Here is a 20,440-nt window from a genome sequence, read left to right on the forward strand (position 1 = left end):
CTTTAGGCTGCTGCTGATCAGGGGGATCAGAAGAGCTGGGGCTCAGGGGTCAGGGGAGCGGGGGGCAAGAGGCGATGAACGACGCGACTGAGGTGTTCCAGCCGCTGCAGGCGGAGGATCCTCCGGTGGTGGCCGGCTACCGACTCGCGGCCAGACTCGGCGCCGGCGGCATGGGCCGGGTCTATCTGTCGCACACGCAGGGCGGCCGCCCGGTCGCGATCAAGGTCGTACGGCCCGAACTGGCCGACGACCCGGCCTTCCGGCGGCGGTTCGGCCGGGAGATCAAGGCGGCCCAGCGGGTCCGGGGCGCCTACACGGCCGAGCTGATCGACGCCGACGCGGACGGCGCACCGCCCTGGCTCGCCACCCTGTACGTACCCGGTCCCTCCCTGACGGAGGCCGTCGCCCGGCGCGGCCCGCTGCCGGTACCCGCGCTGCTGTGGCTGATGGCGGGGATCGCGGAGGCGCTGCAGGCCATCCACGGCGCCGGAATCGTGCACCGTGACCTGAAGCCGTCGAACGTCCTCCTCGCCGCCGACGGGCCGCGCGTGATCGATTTCGGCATCTCGCTGACCTCCAGCGCCACCTCGGCGTACACGGCCACGGGTTCCGCCGCGGGCACACCCCAGTTCATGGCTCCCGAGCAGGCGTCCGTGGGTGAGGTCACGGCGGCCACCGACGTCTTCGCGCTGGGCCAGACCGCGGCGTTCGCGGCGCTGGGCGAGCCGCTGTACGGCGACGGGCCCTCGGTCAGCGTGCTGTACCGGATCGTGCACTCGGAGCCCGACCTCTCCCTCCTGCCCGCGCAACTGCGCCCGCTGTTCGCCAAGTGCCTGGCCGCCGATCCGCGGGACCGGGCCACCCCGGCGGAGATCGTCGAGTGGTGCCGCCGACGTCTTGGCCCGGACACCGACGCGGGAGCGGGCCTGGCCGTCTGGCGGGATGTCATGGGGCCCGAGGTCACGGTCCCGGCGCCGGTGCCCCACCCCACGCCCGTGCACACGATGCCGCTGTTCGCGCCGCCTCAGCCGCTGCCGGTGACCCGGCCGACGGGTCCTGACGAGCGGCGGGCCCACCGAAGACGCAACGCGCTCATCGCGGCCGTGGTGACGGGGTGCGCACTGCTGGTGCTCGGCCTGACGTGGGCGGTCACGGACGCGATGGGCCTGCGCGTCCGTGACACGTACTCGAAGTCCGGTTCGGATGCGTCCGGTTCGGACGCGACCGGCCGGTCGTCGGGGTCCGCGTCGGGCTCCACATCCGGAGCCGGCTCGGGTTCCGGGGACGGCAAGGACTCGGTGACCGGCGAGAACGCCGAGGCCGGTGACGCGAACGACGGCTCTTCGGACGGTACGCGCCCCTCCTCGAAGTCCTCCGAGACCGCGCCCACCACGCCACGCCCCGCCGCGTATCCGCAGGAATGGTTCGACGAGAAGAACTCCGTGAGCCTCCGGGAGCCCACCCGCCGCAAGGACCGCAAGGGCGACCTGCGCTTCGTCTGCGGGCAGGACCGCTGTTCGCTGGAGAGCGACAAGAGCGTGATCTCCCTGCTCTACAGCAAGCCGGGGGCCACCCTCGAATCGTGCCGCGTCGCCCTCACGGGCGCCGACAGCCACGACCTCCCGCTGGCCGCGGTGGCGGCCGGCAGCGAGATCTGCGTGAAGAACCCCGCCGGGGACATCGCCCTCCTTGTGGTCCAGGTGAAGTCGACCGCGCTCCCCAACGACGGGTTCAGCTTCATGACGGCGGACATGACGGTCTGGCGGCGGGCGGGTCAGGCCCCTTAGAGCGAGTTGGGCCCTTAGGTGGCGCTCCGCTCGCTCGCCTCGCGGTACCGCCGCTCGATCGCGTCGACGTACGCCTCGTCGCCCGGCCGCCCCGCCCGCAGCAGCCGCCACCACTGGTCGATGCTCCAATTGGCCGGTTCCGTCGCCCCGATGAACTCCTCGACGAGCGCGAGGAAGCGCACCGGATCGGCGTGAAAGGGGAAGTGCCCGGCCCCCGGGAAGATTTCGAGGCGGCTGCCGGGCATCGCCTCGTGCGCGGTGTACGCGTGGTCGACCGGAAGGACGCCGTCCCGGTCGCCCCAGACGATGAGGGTGGGCATGCCCTGGGCGAGGTAGCAGCGGTCCAGCATCGTGACCACCTGGCCGCGCCAGTCGACGACCGACCGCAGCGTACGGATGAACGCGGCCCGCGCCCACACGTCGGGCAGTGCGTCGACCAGGCCCACCAGCTCCGGTGCGTCCTGGCCGAGCCCGGTGTCGAGCAGCCGCAGCAGCGCGACGGTCGCCCGCACCGGCAGATCGGCGCCGGGCAGTCCGAGCAGGGAGAGCAGCAGCGCGGCGCCGGGCAGTGAGACGCCCCGCAGCACGGGGGTGACCTGCGGGCCGACGCCTCCGGTGCTCACCAGGACGAGCCGGTCGACGCGCTCGGGGAACTGGTAGGCGAACTGCATCGCGACCCCGCCGCCGAACGAGTGCCCGACGAGGGTGACCCGCTCGATGCCGAGCACGCCGAGCAGGTCGCGGACCCCGTTGGCGTACGCGGCCACCGAGTAGTCGGCACGGGGCTTCTCGGACGCGCCGTGGCCGAGCAGGTCGGGGGCGATGACGGTGTGGGTACGGGCCAGGCGGGGGATCAGCGGGGCCCATGTCGCGGACGAGTCGCCGATTCCGTGGATCAGCAGAATCGCCGGTCCCTCACCCGCGACGCGGTACGCGCGCCGGTAGCCGTGCACGGTACGGAACCGCAGGGCGGGCCCGCTCTCGTCGCCGGTGGGAAGCCGCCTGGGCTGGAAGGGCAGGATCCGCGCCATGGGCCGGAGTGTAGGCGGACGGCGCGATGGGGTGGTTTCGCGAGGGTTTCGGGTGGCGCAATTCGGGCGCGTCGCCCTGGGACGCTAAGCGGTGGCGTAGAACCCGAGGAACATGTCGACACCGGCCACGATCAGACGCTCCGTCAGGTCCTCGCTGACGTCGGTTCCGTACGAGCCGAAGACCAGGTGCGGGAAGACCAGCAGGGAGTAGAGCTGGAGGACCGCCGTCTCCAGGTCGGGGACGGTGAGCCGCCCTTGCTCGGCGAGCTCGCGCAACGCGCCCGCGATGGCGGGGTGATGCCCCTCCGGGCCGCGCGCCCCCCAGGCCTCGCCGAGCGAGGGGAAGCGATGGATCTCCCGGGCCACGAGGTGGCGCAGCGCGTTCATCTCCTGGTCGTTGCGGACGACGTCGACCCAGGAGCGGGCCACGTTCAGGAACGCCTCACGCAGGTCGTCCGCCTCGGTGAGGCCGTCGAGAGCGGCGACGGACGACGAGGCGTCGAGGGGCTCGTCGAGCGCGCCCGCGATCACCGCGACGAACAGCGTCTCCTTGTTCCCGAAGTGGTTGTAGACGGTCACCTTGGACACGCCCGCCTCGGCCGCGATGGCGTCCATGCCGACACCGAAGCCCTCCCGCAGGAACAGCGTGCGGGCCGCTCGAACGATCGCCTCGCGCTTACGCTCGGCGCGGGGGCCTGTGGGGCGCGTGGGTCCCGTGGGGCCCCCGCTCCTTGCCTCGCTGTTTCCCTCAGTGCGCATGCGCCGCACTTTACCAGCGAACTGAACTGAACAGTTGAGTTCACATGAACTAGTCAGTACAGTTCAGATGCGGCGACCCAACGTGCCCGCTTCCCATGTCCCCAGCCCTTCCTCCCGGCCCCTCTATGCCCAAGGACCCGCCATGACGCCTTCCCACCCGACCCCGGCCGCCGCGCCCCACACAGCCGCGCCACCCCCCACCGGCTCACGCCCGTGGACGGCGCTCGCGCTGTTGTGCGTCGCCCAGTTCATGCTGGTGCTCGACGTGACGGTCGTGAACGTCGCGCTGCCGAGCATGGCCGCCGACCTCGACCTCGGCCGCACCGCGCTGACCTGGGTCGTCACGACGTACACGCTCTGTTTCGGCGGGCTGATGCTGCTCGGCGGCCGGCTCGCGGACGTCCTCGGGGCGCGCCGCACCCTCCTCTGTGGCCTCGCCCTGTTCACCGCCGCCTCTTTGCTGACGGGCCTGGCGTCCGGCCCGGCGACCCTCCTCGCGGGCCGGACCGCGCAAGGCGTCGGAGCCGCGCTGCTCTCCCCCGCCGCCCTGGCCATCGTCACCACGACCTTCGAGGGCCGCGACCGTCATCGCGCGCTCGGCGTGTGGTCGGCGATCGGCGGGGCGGGCGCGGCGATCGGCGTCCTGCTCGGCGGCGTCCTGACCGACGGCCCCGGCTGGGAGTGGATCTTCTATGTCAACGTCCCCATCGGCGCGGCCCTGCTCCTCGCCCTGCCCGCCGTCGTCCCCGCCCGCGCTCCCCGGCCCGCCCGCCTCGACATTCCCGGCGCGCTGCTGGTCACCGCGGGCACGGGCTCGCTCATCTACGGCCTCGTGGCGGCGGGCGACACGGGCTGGTCGGACCCCCGGACGCTGGTGCCAGTGGCCGCCTCGATCGTGGCCTACGGAGCGTTCGCCGCCGTCGAGCGTGCGCAGCGTTCACCACTGATCGACCCGGCCGTCCTGCGGCGCCGCCCGGTCGTCGCCGGCTCGTATCTGATGCTGGTCGCGACGGCGTTGCTGATCTCGCTGTTCTTCCTGGGGTCGGTGTTCCTCCAGGAGGTACGCGGCCACAGCGCCCTGCGGACCGGGGTGCTGTTCCTTCCGGTGGCCGTCGCCACGGGGGTCGGCGCGCACCTCGGCGGTCGGTTCGTGGGCCAGTGGGGGGCGCGGCCCACGGCGGCGGCGGGGCTCGCGCTCGCGGGGCTCGGCACCGCTCTGCTCGCCGGGGCGGGGACCGACGGCAACGCGTGGGCGAGTGTCGCCCCGGGCATGTCCGTCGCCGCCCTGGGGCTCGGTTCGGTGTTCGTCGCCGCCACCACCACCGCGCTGGGGTTCATCGCCCACGAGGAGGCGGGCGTCGCGTCCGGCGTGGTCAACACCTGCCATGAGGTGGGCGGATCGATCGGCGTGGCCGTGGTGTCGACGGTCGCCGCGACGGGGATCGACGGCGGGACGGGAGGCGGCTTCGCGGACGCGTTCATGGTGTGCGCCGTGGCCGCGGCGGTCAGCGCGGCCGCCACGTTCGCCCTCGTGCCGAGCGGGAAGCCGCGGTTGACCGGCGGGCCGCACGTGCACTGACACCACGTGCACCCCGCGCCGGGCGGGGCCCGCACACCCCGCCCGCGCAGACGTGTCACGCACATCTGATCGAAGGGTGGCTGTCGCGCCACGTCACCGCGCGGTCACTCAGGTGACGGTTCCGGCGGTTAAGTTACTTGGTGACCATGGGAGTTACGCGGCCACGTGAGGACTTTGCCACTGTGACGGGAGCCGGGGTGCGCAGGCGGATGCTGTCCGCGGCGCTGACCGCCGTGCTCCTGGTGATCGTCCAGTTCTTCGCGCACGGGGCCAACGCACACGCGTCCGCCGTGGAATCGCGTACGCCACCGGCCACGGCGCCGTACGCCCAGTGTGGCGAGGACACCCATCCCGAGGAGTCCGAACGCTTCCCGGTGCGCGGGCGTCCGCACTGCCGTGACCTCACCCCCGACACGGCTCCGCAGCTCCACGCCCATCCGGCCACGACTCCGTACGACGGCACGCGCGCGTGCCGCGCCGTTGCCGTCGCCCACCCCGGGACGAAACCCGCGGGCCGTGAACTACCGGCCCTCCTCCAGGTCTTCCGCTGCTGATCGGGACCTCCGGCACGGCCATGCCGCCAGGCCTCCTCGCCTGACGCGCCGTCGGCCGGACCCGAACCGGTCCACGTCACACCGATGCGCCCCCACGGTGCTCAGGAGTCAACCGACATGCAGCCTTCCCTCGCCTCCCTGCTCGACCGCGCCCGCTCGCTGTGCACGGCGCCCGACGGCCTACGACACGACTTCGCGGCCTCCGTGGTCGTCTTCCTCGTCGCCCTGCCGCTGTGCGCGGGCGTGGCGGTCGCCTCCGGGGTACCCGCCGAACTCGGCCTGATCACCGGTGTCGTCGGCGGACTCGTCACCGGCCTGCTGCCCGGCAGCAGCCTTCAGGTCAGCGGTCCCGCCGCGGGACTCACCGTGCTCGTGTACGAAGCCGTGCAGCAGTACGGTCTCGCCGCGCTCGGCGCCCTCGTGCTGGCCGCAGGGCTCCTCCAGCTGGCCATGGGCTTCCTCCGCCTCGGCCGCTTCTTCCGCGCCATCTCCGTGGCCGTCGTCGAGGGCATGCTCGCCGGGATCGGACTCATCCTGATCGCCGGGCAGTTGTACGCCATGACGGACAGCGAGGCTCCCGCGAGCGGCCTCGGCAAGATCGCGGGGCTGCCGGGCATGCTCGTCGGCGCGCTCGGCTCACAGCGTGCTCTCACCGCCCTCGGGCTCGGGGTGGGCACCATCGTCGTCCTCGTGTACTGGCACCGGCTTCCCGCGAAGGTCCGCGTGGTCCCCGCGCCGCTGGCCGCCGTGGTGCTCGCCGCGGGGGCCTCGCTGCTCTTCTCCCTGCCGGTGGCCACGGTCGAGGTGCAGGGGCTCGTCGAGGCGGTGCGGGTGCCGGACGCCGCCGCCTTCGGAGAGCTGATGAGTGTGGCAGCCCTCGGCACCGTCCTGGCGTTCGCCCTGATCGCGTCGGCGGAGAGCCTGTTCAGCGCGGCCGCCGTGGACCGCATGCACGACGGCCCGCGCACCTCGTACGACAAGGAGCTGATGGCGCAGGGCGCGGGCAACGCGGTGAGCGGGCTGCTCGGCGCGCTGCCGATGACCGCGGTCATCGTCCGCAGCTCCGCCAATGTGCGGGCGGGCGCGCGGACCAAGGCATCCCGCGTGCTGCACGGCGTCTGGCTGCTGCTCTTCGCGGCGCTGCTGCCCGCGGCGCTCGGCCTCATCCCGGTCGCGACGCTGGCCGGCGTCCTCGTGCACGCGGGCTGCAAGCTGATCCCGGTGCGGCAGTTGGCACACCTGTGGCGGGAGCACCGCGGCGAGGCGGTGGTCCTGGTCGTGACGGCCACGGCGATCGTCACGGTGAGCATGTTCGAGGGGGTCCTCATCGGTCTCGTGCTCGCCGTGGTCAAGTCCGCCTGGGAGACGTCACACGTGCACGTGGAGGTCGTCGACAAGGGCGTGGGTCCCATCCACGTGCACCTGTCGGGCAACGCCACCTTCCTGCGGCTCCCCAAGCTCCTCGACGCACTGGAGTCCCTGCCTCCGGACCGCCCGGTCGAACTCGACCTCACGGGGCTGCGACACCTGGACCACGCCTGCCATACGTCACTGGAGAACTGGACGGAACGCCACAGCAGGGAGGGCACAGATCCGGTACGGGTGGCGCCGGGCCCCTGAGAACGAGCTTGGTGGGTGCGACCGCGCGGCTCCGTGGTGCTTGCTTCTACCGCGCCCCGTACACCGGTCGGGGTGCCTCGGCCTCGGCCAGCAGCTTGAGTGCCGTGGTGCCCGCTTCCGCCGGGGTCCAGCGGGCGCCCTTGTCGGCCGTCGGCCCCGGTCGCCAGCCCTCCATGACGGTGATGCGCCCCGCCTCGGCCTCGAAGACACGTCCCGTGACCCCCGCGGACGACTCGGAGGCGAGCCACACCACGAGCGGCGAGACGTTCTCCGGGGCCATCGCGTCGAAGCCGCCGCCTTCGGGTGCGGCCATGGTCTCCGCGAAGGTGCTCTCCGTCATCCGCGTGCGCGCGGCGGGCGCGATGGCGTTGACCCGCACTCCGTAGGAGGCGAGTTCCGCGGAGGCGACCAAGGTCAGCCCGAGGATTCCGGCCTTGGCCGCACTGTAGTTCCCCTGGCCGACGCTCCCCGAAAGCCCCGCCCCGGAGCTGGTGTTGATCACGCACGCGTGCCGTCCGCGCCCCGCCTTCGCCTCGCCCCGCCAGTACGCCGCCGCGTGCTTCATCGGCAGGAAGTGCCCCTTCAGATGGACGCGCATCACCGCGTCCCAGTCGTCCTCCTCAAGGTTGACCAGCATCCGGTCCCGTAGGAACCCCGCGTTGTTGACGAGGGTGTCGAGGCTTCCGTACGTGTCGAGCGCGGTCCGCACCAGGGACGCGGCTCCCTCGGACGTGGCGATGTCACCGCCGTGCGCGACGGCCTCCCCTCCCGCCGCGCGGATCTCCTCGACGACCTCCTGCGCGGGCCCGCCGGACGCCCCGGAGCCGTCGGCCCCCGCCCCCAGGTCGTTCACCACGACCCTGGCGCCTTCCGCCGCGCAGGCGCGCGCGTGCGCACGGCCGAGGCCACGGCCCGCGCCCGTGACGATCACGACGCGGCCCGCGCAGATTCCCGTGCCCGGCTTGTCGGCTGACGTCATGCGGAACTCCTCGGTAATACGGAACGGCTCGGATACGTTCGGTCGGAACTGCTCGGACACGTTCAGTGGTTGACGGACGCCGCGTCCAGGAACGCGGGGCGTTCGCCGCCCCCGTGCAGGTGCAGTGCGGCGCCGCTGATGTAGCGGGCGCCCTCGGAGGCGAGGAACACGCACGCATCACCGACGTCCGACGGATCGGCGAGGCGGCCGAGCGGGACGGTGCGGGCGACCGCCGCGAGACCGGCCTCGTCCCCGTAGTGCAGATGGGCGCTCTCGGTGCGGGCCAGGCCGAGCACGACGGTGTTCACGCGCACTTTCGGGGCCCACTCCACGGCCATCGTGCGCGCGAGGTTCTCCAGGCCCGCCTTGGCCGCCCCGTAGGCACCGGAGCCGGGTGAGGGCCGGGAGCCGCTGACGCTGCCGATCATGGTGATGCTGCTCCCGCTGCCGTCCTGACCGCGCATCACCTCGTACGCGGCCAAGGACGCGTACAACGGGGCCAGCAGGTTGAGTTCGACGATCTTCGCCTGGCGGGCCGGGGCCGCATCGGCGAGGAGCCCGAAGGGCGTGCCGCCCGCGTTGTTCACCAAGGCGTCCAGGCGGCCGTGATCGGCGGCCACTTCGGCGAAGAACGCGTGCGCCGCCGCCGCGTCACGCAGGTCCAGCGGCCGGAACTCGGCCGCCGCCCCCGCCGCTTCGACCGGCCGGCCCGGCGGCCTGCGGGCACAGACGACGACCCGTGCGCCGGCGGCGAGGAAGCCGCGGGCGATCCCGGCGCCGACGCCTCGGGTGCCGCCGGTGACGACGACCACCTGTCGGGTGTCAGTCATCGCTGCTACCTTTCCAACTAACAAATGTTTGGTTGAAGGGCCTGGTTGAAAGGTAGCGGATCCTCTGATGTCTGTCTCCACCTCCACCCCGGACAAGGGCGTGGCCGTCGTCACCGTCGACGTCCCGCCCGTCAACGCCCTGCCCGTGCAGGGGTGGTTCGACCTGGCGGCCGCGGTGCGCGCGGCGGGGCACGACTCCGGGACGCGCTGCGTCGTCCTCGCCGCCGAGGGCCGCGGTTTCAACGCGGGCGTGGACATCAAGGAGATGCAGCGCGACAGCGGCCACAGCGCCCTGATAGGCGCCAACCGCGGTTGCTACGAAGCGTTCTCGGCGGTGTACGAGTGCGAGGTGCCGGTCGTGGCGGCGGTGAACGGCTTCTGTCTGGGCGGCGGCATCGGCCTGGTGGGCAACGCGGACGCGATCGTGGCGAGCGAGGACGCCACCTTCGGCCTGCCCGAACTCGACCGGGGCGCGCTCGGCGCGGCCACGCATCTCGCCCGCCTGGTCCCACAGCACCTGATGCGGGCCTTGTACTACACCTCGCGCACGGCCACGGCGGCGGAGCTGCACGCGCACGGCTCCGTGTGGCGGGTCGTCCCACGCGAGGAACTGCGGGAAGCGGCAATGGAGTTGGCGCGTGAGATCGCGCGGAAGGACGGGACGCTGCTGCGGTTCGCGAAGGCCGCGATCAACGGCATCGACCCCGTGGACGTCCACCGGAGCTACCGCTTCGAGCAGGGCTTCACCTTCGAGGCGAACCTGAGCGGCCTGGCCGACCGTATCCGCGAGGACTTCGGCGCGAACTCCAGGAAGCGGGAGACGAAAGAGGAGGGCAGGGCATGACGGACAAGACCATGACGCCCGACGCGATCGTGGGACGGCTGCGCAGCGGCATGACGCTCGGCATCGGCGGCTGGGGTTCGCGCCGCAAGCCCATGGCCCTGGTGCGGGCCCTGCTCCGGTCCGGCATCACGGACCTCACGGTCGTCTCGTACGGCGGCCCGGACGTCGGTCTGCTCGCCGCGGCGGGGAAGATCCGCAAGCTGGTCACGGCGTTCACGACCCTCGACTCGATCCCCCTGGAGCCGCATTTCCGCGCGGCACGCGAGCGGGGCGCCTTCGAACTGGTCGAGCTGGACGAGGCGATGTTCATGCAGGGCCTGACCGCCGGAGCCCAGCGGCTGCCGTTCCTGCCGATCCGCGCGGGCCTCGGCTCGGACGTCCTGCGGGTCAACCCCCAGCTCCGTACGGTCACTTCGCCGTACGACGACAGGGAGGAGCTGGTCGCCGTGCCCGCGCTGCGGATGGACGCGGCCCTGGTGCACCTGAACCGCGCCGACCGCCTGGGCAACGCCCAGTACCTGGGCCCCGACCCGTACTTCGACGACTTGTTCTGCGAGGCGGCCGACTCGGCGTACGTGTCGTGCGAGCGGATCGTCGAGTCGAGCGAGCTGACCGCGCGGTCGGCACCGCAGACGATGCTGGTCTCCCGGCACGCGGTGACGGGCGTGGCCGAGACACCCGACGGCGCGCACTTCACCTCGTGCGTGCCGGACTACGGCCGCGACGAGCCCTTCCAGAAGGCGTACGCCGCGGCCGCGGGCGACCCGGACGCCTGGAAGGAATTCGAGGACCGCTTCCTCACCGGCACCGAGCAGGACTATCAGACGGCCGTCCGGACCTGGCACAAGGAGCAGCGATGACGCGGACCGACACCGACCCGACGGCCACGTCCGGCGCCTCCGAAGGGGCCGCCGTCACCCGCGCCGAGTACTGCGTGATCGCCTGCGCCGAGGCCTGGCGGGACGCCGGCGAGATCCTGGCGTCGCCGATGGGCACGATCCCCTCGATCGCCGCCCGGCTCGCCAAGCTGACGTTCTCGCCGGACCTGCTGCTCACGGACGGGGAGGCGCTGCTGATCGGGGATGTGCCCGCCGTGGGGGCGCCGTCGGCGGTGACGGAGGGCTGGCTGCCGTACAGGAAGCATCTGACGATGGTCATGGGCGGCAGGCGTCACGTGATGATGGGCGCGAGCCAGATCGACCGCTTCGGGAACCAGAACATCTCCTGCATCGGCGACTGGGAGCGGCCCAAGCGCCAGTTGCTCGGCGTGCGCGGCGCCCCGGTCAACACCCTCAACAACCCGGTGAGTTACTGGATCCCACGTCACTCGACGCGCGTCTTCGTGGAGAAGGTCGACATGATCAGCGGTGTGGGGTACGACAGCGCGGCGGCGGCCGGGCCCTCCGCGACCCGCTTCCACGACCTGCGCCGGGTCGTGTCGGATCTCGGTGTCTTCGACTTCGGGGCGGCGGACCACGCGATGCGCCTGGTGTCCCTGCATCCGGGCGTGACGCTGGAGCAGGTGCGGGAATCGACCGGCTTCGCCCTCGCCACGGCGGACGACGTCCCCACCACCCGCGAGCCCACCGCGCAGGAGCTCCGGCTGATCCGGGACGTGGTGGACCCGCGCGGTCTGCGTGAGCGCGAGGTCCGCTCGTGACGCCGCCCCCGGCGAGCATGGAGACGGCGCTGACCAAGCTGGTCGGCGTCCGGCATCCGATCGTGCAGACCGGCATGGGCTGGGTGGCGGGCCCGCGCCTGGTCTCCGCGACGGCGAACGCGGGCGCCCTCGGCATCCTGGCCTCCGCGACGATGACGGTCGGCCAGTTGCGTTCGGCCGTCCGCGAGGTCAAGTCCCGTACGGAGGAGCCCTTCGGGGTCAATCTCCGTGCCGACGCGGGCGACGCGCGGGAGCGGGTGCGGATCATCGTCGACGAGGGGGTGCGGGTCGCGTCCTTCGCGCTCGCCCCCTCGAAGGAGCTGATCGCGGAGCTCAAGGACGCCGGGGTGGTCGTCATCCCGTCCATCGGCGCGCGCCGGCATGCCGAGAAGGTCGCGGCGTGGGGCGCGGACGCGGTCGTCGTGCAGGGTGGCGAGGGCGGCGGGCACACGGGGGAGGTCGCCACGACGGTGCTGTTGCCGCAGGTCGTGGACGCGGTGGACATTCCGGTGATCGCGGCGGGCGGTTTCTACGACGGCCGGGGGCTCGTCGCCGCGCTCGCCTATGGCGCGGCGGGTGTCGCGATGGGCACGCGTTTCCTGCTGACGTCGGACTCGACGGTGCCGGACGCGGTCAAGGCGCGTTATCTGGCCGCATCGGTCAAGGACATCACGGTCACCACGCGCGTGGACGGCCTCCCCCACCGCATGCTGCGGACGGAGTTCGTCGCGGCCCTGGAGAAGTCGGGCCGGACGGCATCCCTCGCGCGGGCCGTGCGGCACGCTGCGGCGTTCCGGAAGATGTCCGGCATGGGGTGGCGGGACATGATCCGCGACGGCCGCACGATGCGGCACGGAAAGGGCCTGACGTGGAGCCAGACCCTGCTCGCCGCGAACACGCCGATGATGCTGAAGTCAGCGATGGTGAACGGCTCCCCGGAGGCCGGAATCATGGCATCCGGCCAGGTGGCGGGCGTAATCGAGAACCTCCCGTCATGCGAGGAGCTGATCACGGAGGTGATGAGGGAGGCGGCGGCGGTGGTGAGACGACTGGGCTGAGCGGGGCCTGCGAGCATGCGGCCGTGCCGGCAGTCCGCGACCGCTCACCGGAGCCATGGTCCACTCAGACCCCCGCCACCTCCAGCGAAGCCCGCGCTCGGGTGACCAGGTCCGTTGCCCCGCATGATTCGGCCAGCGCGAGGCCGCGTGCCAGTTCGCTTGCGGAGCCTGCCGCGATGCCGTACTCGACGCGGGCGACCGCGTGTTCGTAGGCGCACGGGGACGCCTCCAGGCAGGCCACGGCCCGTGCGTACAGTTCGACCGACCGCCGGCCGCTCTCCAGGGACGCCGCGCACCGCAGCGCCTCGCCGATCGCCGTCTCCGTTCCGAAGTGCTCCGCCTGCACCCGGGCTTCGGCGACCAGGTCGGCGGCCCGCCGCGGGTCCTCGACGGCGACCGCCCGGGCCAGTTCGTACGCCCAGGGGTTGACGACGGGGTTGTAGCAGCCGCGTTCGTTCGCCGTCTTCGCCGCCACTTCCAGTTCGTTCACACCCTCCGGCCGTCGCCCCGAGGCGATCAGCAGCCGACCGCGCACGTAGTGGATGTCGGGCAGGAAGATCGTGGACGGGTAGGGCGGCGCGATGCCGTACCGGTCGGCGGCCTCCTGGGCCTCGTCGACCTTGCCGCGCGCGAGCAGCACGTCGATGAGCTTGCACGCGGCGTCCCAGTGCATCGGTAGCCCGCTGCCGACCCGGTCGGTGAGCCGAAGGCTCTCCCGCAGCGACTCCTCCGCCTCTGCGAGCCGCCCGCGCCTGCGGTACACCAGACCCAACCAGGCCTTGGCGACGGCCAGATGACCGCCGCTCCAGCCCGCGGCCTCGTAGGCGCGGACCCCTTCGGCGAAGACGCTCTCGGCGCGGTCGAGGCGGTCGGTGAAGATGTAGGCGCCGCCCAGCATCGTCAAGAGCTCGAAGCCCCACTCCGTGTCCGTCCAGCCGAGGCCGGGCGCGAGGCGGCCGTTGACGAGGGAACGGTCGCAGAGCTCGACGACCTCCTCCGCGTTCTCCCCGCGGGTCATGGCGTCGAAGGCGCGCAGGATCAGCAGGGCCCGCTCGGAGTTGTCGCGTCCCGGCAGCGGCCGGGCGAGCGCGGCGAGGCGGCGCGAGCGGCCCGTCGCGTCGTCCTCACGCGCGTGGATGCCCTCCCACATGTAGTGGACCCCCTCCAGACGCATCCGGTCGGGCCCGGGGTCGAGACGCTCGGCCTCGGCGTCCACGACGCGCAGGGCCTCCTCCAGCTGGTCGTTGTGCACGAGGGCCTGGGAGAGGCGGCAGACCGCGTCCACCCGCAGCTTCCGGTCGAGCCCCGGCGTGGCCAGGGCCTCGCGCAGGTGACCGATCGTCGTGGCGGGCGAGGTGAGGAGGGTGGCGCAGCCCAGTTCGTAGAGCACGCGCGCGTGGGTCTCGGGCAGCGGAGGTTCCCGCAGGGCCCGTTCGAGGCAGCGGCGGGCGGCGTCCGGCGCGCCGACCGCGAGGTGCTCGGCCGCCGCTTCACGCAGCTGCTTGACCAGTTCGGGGTCGTCGTCCGGATGCACCTCGAGGAGGTGCCGGGAAGCGGCGGCGGCGCCGCGGCCCGACAGCGTGACGGCCCAGGCGGCCTGGCCGTGGAACGCGGTGCGGGTGGCGGGCGGGATCGAGCGGTAGACGGTGCTCGCGATCAGCGGGTGGACGAACTCCAGGCTTTCGTCGGCGCCGAGCAGGATGCGCGCGGTGCGCAGCCGCTCCGCGCACCGCTCGGCCGTCTCGCGGGTCATCCCGGCGAGCGAGGCGGCGAGGTCCAGCGGGATGGCGGTGCCGAGGATCGCGGCCGCCCACGCGAACCGTGTGACGTCCGTGCCGAGCCCTTCGAGACGGGCGACGAGCCCACGGCCGCGCGCCGAACGGTTCAGGGCGCGCAGCTCGGCGGCGGAACCTTCCACCGGCTCCAGTTCGCTGTCCTGGACCTTGGCGAGCAGTTCCACGGATTCGTAGGGATTGCCGCCCGTGACGGCCCAGACCTCGCGGCAGAACGGGGCGTCCGCGTGCTCGCCGAGCGTGGCGCGGGTGAGGCCGGCCGCCGCGTCCGGGGTGAGCGCGCGCAGCGGGGGCAGCGGGCGGGCCGCCGCGCCGACCGCCGCGAGGTGGCGCGCGCTGTCGCCGGTGGCGTCGTCGGGCCGGTGGGCCACCACCACGAGGACGGGCAGTTCGTCGAGGCGCTGGGCGAACGCGGCCAGCCAGTGCAGGGTCTCCTGGTCGGCCCAGTGGGCGTCGTCGATGAGCAGGACGAGCGGCCAGTGCAGTCCCGAGAGCCGTGCGACCGCCTCGACCAGGCCGTCGCACACACCCTGCGGGTCGGCCTGCACACCGGTCGGCTCGGCTATGCCGAGGGCGGGGCCCGCGATCTCGTACCAGTCGCCGAGATACTCCCGTGCCTCTTCGGGCGAGAGGCCGACGAGAGCCGGCTGCAGCAACTGGCGTACGACGTTGAAGGGGACGGAGGTGACGGTCTCGCCGCCTCGCGCGGACCACACCACGGCCCGCCCCTCCGCGATGCGGCGTACCTCGGCGAGGAGCGCCGTCTTGCCGATGCCCGCCTCGCCCTGGAAGACGAGCAGCCCGCCCGCCGTCGTCGAGTCGGAGCACAGCTCGTCAACGGCCCTCGCGGCAGCGGCGAGTTCCGCGTCGCGCTCCCACAGCGGGGCCCAGGCGGCGCCTCCGGGCCGTCCCTGCGTCATCGCGCTACCTCCCGAGGTCGCTCAATCGACGTACAGACATCGAGACTAGCCGGGTAGAAGGCCTCACGGTGGGGGGTCCGGGCAGCAACTCCCACAAGGGGTGAAGGTCAAGTCCGAAGCTGGACGCCGTCAGAGGCGCTCGATGACGGTCACGTTCGCCTGGCCGCCGCCCTCGCACATGGTCTGCAGGCCGAACCGGCCGCCGGTGCGCTCCAGTTCGTGCAGGAGCGTCGTCATCAGTTTGACGCCCGTCGCGCCGAGGGGATGGCCGAGAGCTATCGCGCCGCCGTTGACATTGACCTTCTCCGGGTCGGCGCCGGTCTCCTTCAGCCAGGCGAGGACGACCGGCGCGAAGGCTTCGTTGATCTCGACGAGGTCGATGTCGTCGATGCTCATGCCGGTCTTCTTGAGGGCGTACGCCGTGGCGGGGATCGGGGCGGAGAGCATCCGGATCGGGTCCTCGCCGCGCACGGAGAGGTGGTGGACGCGGGCGCGGGGCGTCAACCCGTGTTCCCGTACGGCCCGTTCACTGGCGATGAGCAGGGCGGCGGCGCCGTCCGAGACCTGTGAGGAGCAGGCGGCGGTGATGGTGCCGTCGTCCAGGACGGGCTTGAGACCCGCCATCTTCTCCAGTGTCGTGTCGCGGCGCGGGCCCTCGTCGGTGGTCACGTCCCCATAAGCGGTGAGTTCGCGGTCGAAGCGGCCCTCGTCGATCGCGCGGACGGCCCGCCGGTGCGAGCGGAGGGCGAACTCCTCCATGTCGCGGCGGGTGATGCCCCACTTCTCGGCGATCAGCTGGGCGCCGTGGAACTGGTTGACGGGCCGGTCCCCGTAGCGGGCGCGCCAGCCCTCGCTGCCCGCGTACGGGCCTTCGGTGAGGCCGAGCGGTTCGGCGGCCTGCCGGGAGGCGAAGGCGATGGGGATCATCGACATGTTCTGCGTGCCGCCCGCGACGACGAGGTCCTGCGTGCCGGACAGGACGCCCTGCGCCGCGAAGTGCACGGCTTGCTGCGAGGAACCGCACTGCCGGTCGATCGTCACGCCGGGCACCTCTTCGGGCAGCCCCGCCGCGAGCCAGGAGGTACGGGCGATGTCCCCGGCCTGCGGGCCGACCGTGTCCAGGCAGCCGAAGACGACGTCCTCGACGGCCGCGGGGTCGACGCCGGTGCGCTCGACGAGTGCCTTCAGGGCATGGGCTCCCAGGTCGGCGGGGTGGACGGCCGAGAGGCCGCCCTTGCGCCTGCCGACGGGGGTACGGACCGCTTCGACGATGTAGGCCTCGGCCATGACTGCGTACTCCTCGTGCTCCTCGGTCGGTGCGGCCGCCGGGCGACGACGCGCGCTCTACGTGGTGCGTACGGCGATGCCGTCCAGGACCATCGAGAGGTACTGGCGGGCGATCTCCTCGGGGCTGTGGCCGCCGCCGGGGCGGTACCAGGACGCGGCGACCCAGACGGTGTCGCGCACGAAGCGGTAGGCGAGCCGGATGTCCAGGTCGTCGCGGAAGACACCCTCCGCGACGCCGCGCTCCAGCGTCGTCAGCCATGTCTTCTCGAAGCGCTGCTGCGAATCGGTCAGGTACTGGAAGCGTGCCTGCGCGACCAGGTGCCTGGACTCCTTCTGGTAGATCGCGACGGCCGAGCGGTGCCGGTCGATCTCCCGGAAGGACTCGGTGACGAGCGCTTCCAGGGTCTCGCGGGGGCCGAGCCGCGACTGGAGCACGGTGTCGTACCCGTCCCACAGCTCGGTGAGGAAGGTGGAGAGGATCTCTTCGAGCATCGACTCCTTGGAGTCGAAGTGGTAGTACAGGCTGCCGGCGAGCATGCCCGCGGCATCCGCGATCTTGCGGACCGTGGTCGCGTTGTACCCCTGCTCGGCGAAGACGTCGGCCGCGATGGCGAGGAGCTCGCTACGGCGTTCGGGCGCGCTCACGGGGGCCTTCTTCTTCGTGGTGCTGCTCTGCTTCTGTTTCGACACACGGCCATTCTCCGCCTAGGCGTGCTGACTGCTGACCGAGACCGTCTCCCCCGTCATGTACGAGGAGTACTCGCCGGCCAGGAAGACGATGACGTTGGCTATCTCCCACGGCTCGGCATGGCGTCCGAAGGCCTCGCGCGCGGTCAGCTCCTCGAGCAGCTGCGGCGAGGTGACCTTCGCCAGGTGTGGGTGCATGGCGAGGCTGGGCGCGACCGCGTTGATCCGTATGCCGTGGGGCGCGGCCTCGACGGCGGCGCAGCGGGTGAGGGCCATGACGCCCGCCTTCGCCGCGGCGTAGTGCGCCTGGCCGGCCTGGGCGCGCCAGCCGAGCACCGAGGCGTTGTTCACGATCACGCCGCCGCGCCCGGCGGCACGCATGCGGCGCAGGGCGGCCCGGGTGGAGCGGAACGTGCCGTTCAGCGTGACGTCGATGACTTTGTCCCACTGCTCGTCGGTCATCTCGGTGAGTTCGGCCGTGCCACCGAGTCCGGCGTTGTTCACGACGATGTCCAGACCGCCGTGGCACTGTTCGGCCAGGTCGTACAGCCCCTGGACCTGGGCTTCGTCCGTGACGTCGCAGGGTGTCCCCTCGATCCGTTCCGCGCCGAACTCCTCGGCCAGCGCCTCCACCGTCTCCTTGGTGCGGCGCGGGTGCGCGTCGCCTATGACGACGCGCGCGCCCTCCTCCAGGAAGCGGCGGGCGGTGGCGCCACCGATGCCCGCTCCGGCCGCGGCGGTGATGACGGCGGCGCGGCCCGCGAGCAGACCGTGCCCCGGCACATACGCGGGTGCGTCCACGCTCGGCCCCCTCAGCTCTCGACGACTGCCTCGATCCCAGGGTAATCTACCAAACACTTGTTAGGGAAGGTAGGTGGGCCACGGATGGACCTCGACTTCACCGCCGGAGAAGAGGAGTTCAGGCAGCGGGCACGTGACTGGCTCGCCGGGCATGTGCCGGCCGAGCCGCTGCCGTCCCTGGAGACCCGCGAGGGTTTCGCCGCCCACCGCGCCTGGGAGGGCGAGCTCGCGGCCGATCGCTGGTCGGTGGTCTCCTGGCCCGAGGAGTACGGCGGGCAGGGCGTCGACATCGTCAAGTGGCTGGTGTTCGAGGAGGAGTACTTCGCGGCGGGCGGCCCCGGCCGTGTCTCGCAGAACGGCATCAACCTCCTCGCACCGACCCTCTTCGACTTCGGGACCGCCGAGCAGCGCGCCCGGGTGCTGCCCCCGATGGCGAGCGGCGAGGTGATCTGGGCGCAGGCGTGGTCCGAGCCGGAGTCGGGCTCGGACCTGGCGTCGCTGCGCTCCACCGCCCGCCGCACGGACGGGGGCTGGCTGCTCAGCGGGCAGAAGACCTGGTCGTCGCGGGCCGCCTTCGCCGACCGCGCGTTCGGCCTGTTCCGCAGCGAGCCGTACGGGAAGAACGGGGACAAGCCGCACCGCGGCCTGACCTACCTGATGTTCCCGCTCGACGCGGACGGCGTGACCGTCCGCCCCATCGAACGCCTCGACGGCAAGCCCGCGTTCGCCGAGCTCTTCCTCGACGATGTCTTCGTGCCGGACGAGGGCGTGATCGGCGAGCCGGGCCAAGGCTGGCGGATCGCCATGTCGACGACGGGCAACGAACGCGGTTTGACCCTGCGCTCCCCCGGCCGCTTCGTCGCCGCGGCGAACCGCCTGGTGGGGCAGTGGCGCGCGAACGGCGACCCCGCGGACACCGCTCTGCGCGACCGCGTCGCCGACGCCGTGATCGGGGCCCGCGCCTATCAGCTGTTCACCTGGGCCAACGCGTCGCGCTTCGCGGCGGGCGAGACGATCGGCGCGGAGTCGAGCCTGAACAAGGTCTTCTGGTCCGAGTACGACATCGCGCTGCACGAGACCGCACTCGATCTCCTGGGCCATGAGGGCGAGTTGGCGGACGGCGGCGAATGGGCCGAGGGGTATGTCTTCTCCCTCGCCGGGCCGATCTACGCGGGCACCAACGAGATCCAGCGCGACATCATCGCCGAGCGGCTGCTCGGACTGCCGAAGGGACGCCGCTGATGAGGTTCCTCCTCGACGACGAGCAGCGCGAGTTCGCGCGCTCGCTCGACGCGATGCTGACCGCGGCGGACACCCCGGCCGCCGCGCGGGCGTGGGCCGCCGGGGACCACACGCCGGGGCATGCCGTGTGGAGCCGTCTCGCCGACGCGGGCGTGTTCGCCCTGGCCGTCCCCGAGGAGTACGAGGGCGTGGGGCCGCTCCCGGTGGAAACGGCCGTCGCCTTGGTCGAGTTGGGACGGCACGCGGTGCCGGGGCCGATGGTCGAGACGGTGGCGGCGGGCGCCCTGCTCACCCGCCTGGCCGGACTGGGCGATGCGGCCCCCGCCAAGCGCCTCCTGGCGTCCGTGGCCTCCGGGGAGGCCATCACGACGCTCGCGCTCCCCCAAGGGGGGCCCTTCGCACTGGACGCGGACTCGGCGACGCTGCGGCTGGCCTCCAGGGACGGCGAGTTGCGCCTGGCCTCCGGGCACGCACGCGTGGAGCGGTCACTGGATCCGGCGCGGCGCCTCGCCCGGCTCCAGCCCGGCGAACTGCTCGCCTCGGGCCCGTCGGTGACGGAGGCTTCCCGGCACGCGGCCGACTGGGCCTCGCTCGCGACGGCGGCGCAGGCCTTGGGCGTCGGGCTCGCGCTGCTCGACAAGACCGTGGCGTACGTGAAGCAGCGCACCCAGTTCGGCACGCCGATCGGCGGCTTCCAGGCGGTCAAGCACCGACTGGCGGACGTCCTGATCGGCCTTGAGTTCGCCCGGCCCCTCGTGTTCGGGGCGGCGTTGACCCTGGAGACGGCGGATGTGGCCGCGGCGAAGGTGGCGGCGGGCGAAGCCGCGTACGGCGCCGCGCGGGCGGCACTCCAACTCCACGGCGCCATCGGTTACACCGCGGAGTACGACCTGTCGCTGTGGCTGACGAAGGCGCGGGCGCTGCGCGGCGCGTGGGGCGGCCCCGGCGAGTGCCGGCGGCTGGTGTTGTCCGGGGCCCGGGGGGAGGGGCGGCCCCGGGAGTGAATTCC

The 20,440-nt window shown here is 72.5% G+C and carries 18 protein-coding genes; 10 read left to right on the forward strand and 8 right to left on the reverse strand.

Annotation, left to right across the window (positions count from 1 at the left end):
- Nucleotides 1–74: 74 nt before the first annotated feature.
- Nucleotides 75–1,787: a serine/threonine-protein kinase gene (locus ACWFRU_RS20015; protein WP_453688705.1), complete on the forward strand. Its 1,713-nt coding sequence runs from the start codon at nt 75–77 to the stop codon at nt 1,785–1,787.
- A gap of 14 nt (nt 1,788–1,801) precedes the next feature.
- On the opposite strand, the gene ACWFRU_RS20020 is transcribed toward ACWFRU_RS20015, so the two are convergent.
- Nucleotides 1,802–2,818, reverse strand: a complete 1,017-nt coding sequence (locus ACWFRU_RS20020) for an alpha/beta fold hydrolase (protein ID WP_453688707.1) — start codon at nt 2,816–2,818, stop codon at nt 1,802–1,804.
- 84 nt (nt 2,819–2,902) lie between these two features.
- The gene (locus tag ACWFRU_RS20025; protein WP_453688709.1) at nt 2,903–3,577 is read right to left on the reverse strand and encodes a TetR/AcrR family transcriptional regulator; all 675 of its coding nucleotides are present in this window, start codon (nt 3,575–3,577) and stop codon (nt 2,903–2,905) included.
- A gap of 142 nt (nt 3,578–3,719) precedes the next feature.
- On the opposite strand from ACWFRU_RS20025, the gene ACWFRU_RS20030 reads away from it, so the two are divergent.
- From ACWFRU_RS20030 to ACWFRU_RS20040, 3 genes are all read left to right on the forward strand, one after another.
- Nucleotides 3,720–5,156: a DHA2 family efflux MFS transporter permease subunit gene (locus ACWFRU_RS20030; protein WP_453688711.1), complete on the forward strand. Its 1,437-nt coding sequence runs from the start codon at nt 3,720–3,722 to the stop codon at nt 5,154–5,156.
- A gap of 182 nt (nt 5,157–5,338) precedes the next feature.
- A complete protein-coding gene (locus ACWFRU_RS20035; protein WP_453688713.1) occupies nt 5,339–5,710 on the forward strand; it encodes a hypothetical protein in 372 nt (123 codons plus the stop codon).
- Between the two features lie 117 nt (nt 5,711–5,827).
- Nucleotides 5,828–7,330 (forward strand): SulP family inorganic anion transporter, encoded by a 1,503-nt coding sequence (locus tag ACWFRU_RS20040; RefSeq protein ID WP_453688717.1) that lies wholly within the window; start codon nt 5,828–5,830, stop codon nt 7,328–7,330.
- A 46-nt stretch (nt 7,331–7,376) separates the two neighbouring features.
- Here the strand turns inward: ACWFRU_RS20040 and ACWFRU_RS20045 are convergent, their stop codons facing one another.
- Together ACWFRU_RS20045 and ACWFRU_RS20050 are read right to left on the reverse strand one after the other, a co-directional pair.
- The gene (locus ACWFRU_RS20045; protein WP_453688719.1) at nt 7,377–8,309 is read right to left on the reverse strand and encodes an SDR family oxidoreductase; all 933 of its coding nucleotides are present in this window, start codon (nt 8,307–8,309) and stop codon (nt 7,377–7,379) included.
- A gap of 62 nt (nt 8,310–8,371) precedes the next feature.
- Complete coding sequence (locus tag ACWFRU_RS20050; protein ID WP_453688721.1) at nt 8,372–9,139, reverse strand: SDR family oxidoreductase; 768 nt, start codon at nt 9,137–9,139, stop codon at nt 8,372–8,374.
- Between the two features lie 67 nt (nt 9,140–9,206).
- On the opposite strand from ACWFRU_RS20050, the gene ACWFRU_RS20055 reads away from it, so the two are divergent.
- Genes ACWFRU_RS20055 through ACWFRU_RS20070 form a run of 4 tightly spaced genes read left to right on the forward strand, consistent with a single transcriptional unit; the run spans nt 9,207 to nt 12,701 of the window.
- Nucleotides 9,207–9,983 carry an enoyl-CoA hydratase family protein gene (locus ACWFRU_RS20055; protein ID WP_453688723.1) on the forward strand — a complete coding sequence of 259 codons (777 nt, stop codon included), beginning with the start codon at nt 9,207–9,209 and terminating at the stop codon, nt 9,981–9,983.
- Entirely contained in the window at nt 9,980–10,843 is an 864-nt protein-coding gene (locus tag ACWFRU_RS20060) for a CoA transferase subunit A (RefSeq protein ID WP_453688725.1), read from the forward strand. Before ACWFRU_RS20055 ends, ACWFRU_RS20060 begins: the two co-directional genes overlap by 4 nt.
- Nucleotides 10,840–11,643 (forward strand): CoA-transferase subunit beta, encoded by an 804-nt coding sequence (locus tag ACWFRU_RS20065; RefSeq protein WP_453688727.1) that lies wholly within the window; start codon nt 10,840–10,842, stop codon nt 11,641–11,643. The genes ACWFRU_RS20060 and ACWFRU_RS20065 overlap by 4 nt, the downstream gene beginning before the upstream one ends.
- Nucleotides 11,644–11,660: 17 nt before the next feature.
- Nucleotides 11,661–12,701 (forward strand): NAD(P)H-dependent flavin oxidoreductase, encoded by a 1,041-nt coding sequence (locus ACWFRU_RS20070; protein ID WP_453688904.1) that lies wholly within the window; start codon nt 11,661–11,663, stop codon nt 12,699–12,701.
- A 64-nt stretch (nt 12,702–12,765) separates the two neighbouring features.
- Here the strand turns inward: ACWFRU_RS20070 and ACWFRU_RS20075 are convergent, their stop codons facing one another.
- The 4 genes from ACWFRU_RS20075 to ACWFRU_RS20090 all read right to left on the reverse strand — a co-directional run bounded on the left by ACWFRU_RS20075 (nt 12,766) and on the right by ACWFRU_RS20090 (nt 18,189).
- Nucleotides 12,766–15,414, reverse strand: a complete 2,649-nt coding sequence (locus ACWFRU_RS20075; protein WP_453688729.1) for an ATP-binding protein — start codon at nt 15,412–15,414, stop codon at nt 12,766–12,768.
- A 129-nt stretch (nt 15,415–15,543) separates the two neighbouring features.
- A complete protein-coding gene (locus tag ACWFRU_RS20080; protein WP_453688731.1) occupies nt 15,544–16,701 on the reverse strand; it encodes an acetyl-CoA C-acetyltransferase in 1,158 nt (385 codons plus the stop codon).
- Between the two features lie 57 nt (nt 16,702–16,758).
- Entirely contained in the window at nt 16,759–17,391 is a 633-nt protein-coding gene (locus ACWFRU_RS20085; protein ID WP_453688733.1) for a TetR/AcrR family transcriptional regulator, read from the reverse strand.
- A gap of 15 nt (nt 17,392–17,406) precedes the next feature.
- Nucleotides 17,407–18,189: an SDR family oxidoreductase gene (locus ACWFRU_RS20090; protein ID WP_453688735.1), complete on the reverse strand. Its 783-nt coding sequence runs from the start codon at nt 18,187–18,189 to the stop codon at nt 17,407–17,409.
- Nucleotides 18,190–18,273: 84 nt separating this feature from the next.
- On the opposite strand from ACWFRU_RS20090, the gene ACWFRU_RS20095 reads away from it, so the two are divergent.
- Together ACWFRU_RS20095 and ACWFRU_RS20100 are read left to right on the forward strand one after the other, a co-directional pair.
- Nucleotides 18,274–19,431 (forward strand): acyl-CoA dehydrogenase family protein, encoded by a 1,158-nt coding sequence (locus ACWFRU_RS20095; protein WP_453688737.1) that lies wholly within the window; start codon nt 18,274–18,276, stop codon nt 19,429–19,431.
- Nucleotides 19,431–20,435, forward strand: a complete 1,005-nt coding sequence (locus tag ACWFRU_RS20100; RefSeq protein ID WP_453688739.1) for an acyl-CoA dehydrogenase family protein — start codon at nt 19,431–19,433, stop codon at nt 20,433–20,435. Before ACWFRU_RS20095 ends, ACWFRU_RS20100 begins: the two co-directional genes overlap by 1 nt.
- The last annotated feature ends 5 nt before the right edge of the window (nt 20,436–20,440 follow it).

It is taken from the genome of Streptomyces sp. NPDC055099, from assembly GCF_053607685.1.

Bases quoted from the DNA above. Each gene is read 5' to 3' on its own strand.
- ACWFRU_RS20015 (WP_453688705.1), top strand. From the start codon at position 75: ATGAACGACGCGACTGAGGTGTTCCAGCCGCTGCAGGCGGAGGATCCT.
- ACWFRU_RS20020 (WP_453688707.1), bottom strand. From the start codon at position 2,818: ATGGCGCGGATCCTGCCCTTCCAGCCCAGGCGGCTTCCCACCGGCGAC.
- ACWFRU_RS20025 (WP_453688709.1), bottom strand. From the start codon at position 3,577: ATGCGCACTGAGGGAAACAGCGAGGCAAGGAGCGGGGGCCCCACGGGA.
- ACWFRU_RS20030 (WP_453688711.1), top strand. From the start codon at position 3,720: ATGACGCCTTCCCACCCGACCCCGGCCGCCGCGCCCCACACAGCCGCG.
- ACWFRU_RS20040 (WP_453688717.1), top strand. From the start codon at position 5,828: ATGCAGCCTTCCCTCGCCTCCCTGCTCGACCGCGCCCGCTCGCTGTGC.
- ACWFRU_RS20045 (WP_453688719.1), bottom strand. From the start codon at position 8,309: ATGACGTCAGCCGACAAGCCGGGCACGGGAATCTGCGCGGGCCGCGTC.
- ACWFRU_RS20050 (WP_453688721.1), bottom strand. From the start codon at position 9,139: ATGACTGACACCCGACAGGTGGTCGTCGTCACCGGCGGCACCCGAGGC.
- ACWFRU_RS20055 (WP_453688723.1), top strand. From the start codon at position 9,207: ATGTCTGTCTCCACCTCCACCCCGGACAAGGGCGTGGCCGTCGTCACC.
- ACWFRU_RS20060 (WP_453688725.1), top strand. From the start codon at position 9,980: ATGACGGACAAGACCATGACGCCCGACGCGATCGTGGGACGGCTGCGC.
- ACWFRU_RS20065 (WP_453688727.1), top strand. From the start codon at position 10,840: ATGACGCGGACCGACACCGACCCGACGGCCACGTCCGGCGCCTCCGAA.
- ACWFRU_RS20070 (WP_453688904.1), top strand. From the start codon at position 11,661: ATGGAGACGGCGCTGACCAAGCTGGTCGGCGTCCGGCATCCGATCGTG.
- ACWFRU_RS20075 (WP_453688729.1), bottom strand. From the start codon at position 15,414: ATGACGCAGGGACGGCCCGGAGGCGCCGCCTGGGCCCCGCTGTGGGAG.
- ACWFRU_RS20080 (WP_453688731.1), bottom strand. From the start codon at position 16,701: ATGGCCGAGGCCTACATCGTCGAAGCGGTCCGTACCCCCGTCGGCAGG.
- ACWFRU_RS20095 (WP_453688737.1), top strand. From the start codon at position 18,274: ATGGACCTCGACTTCACCGCCGGAGAAGAGGAGTTCAGGCAGCGGGCA.
- ACWFRU_RS20100 (WP_453688739.1), top strand. From the start codon at position 19,431: ATGAGGTTCCTCCTCGACGACGAGCAGCGCGAGTTCGCGCGCTCGCTC.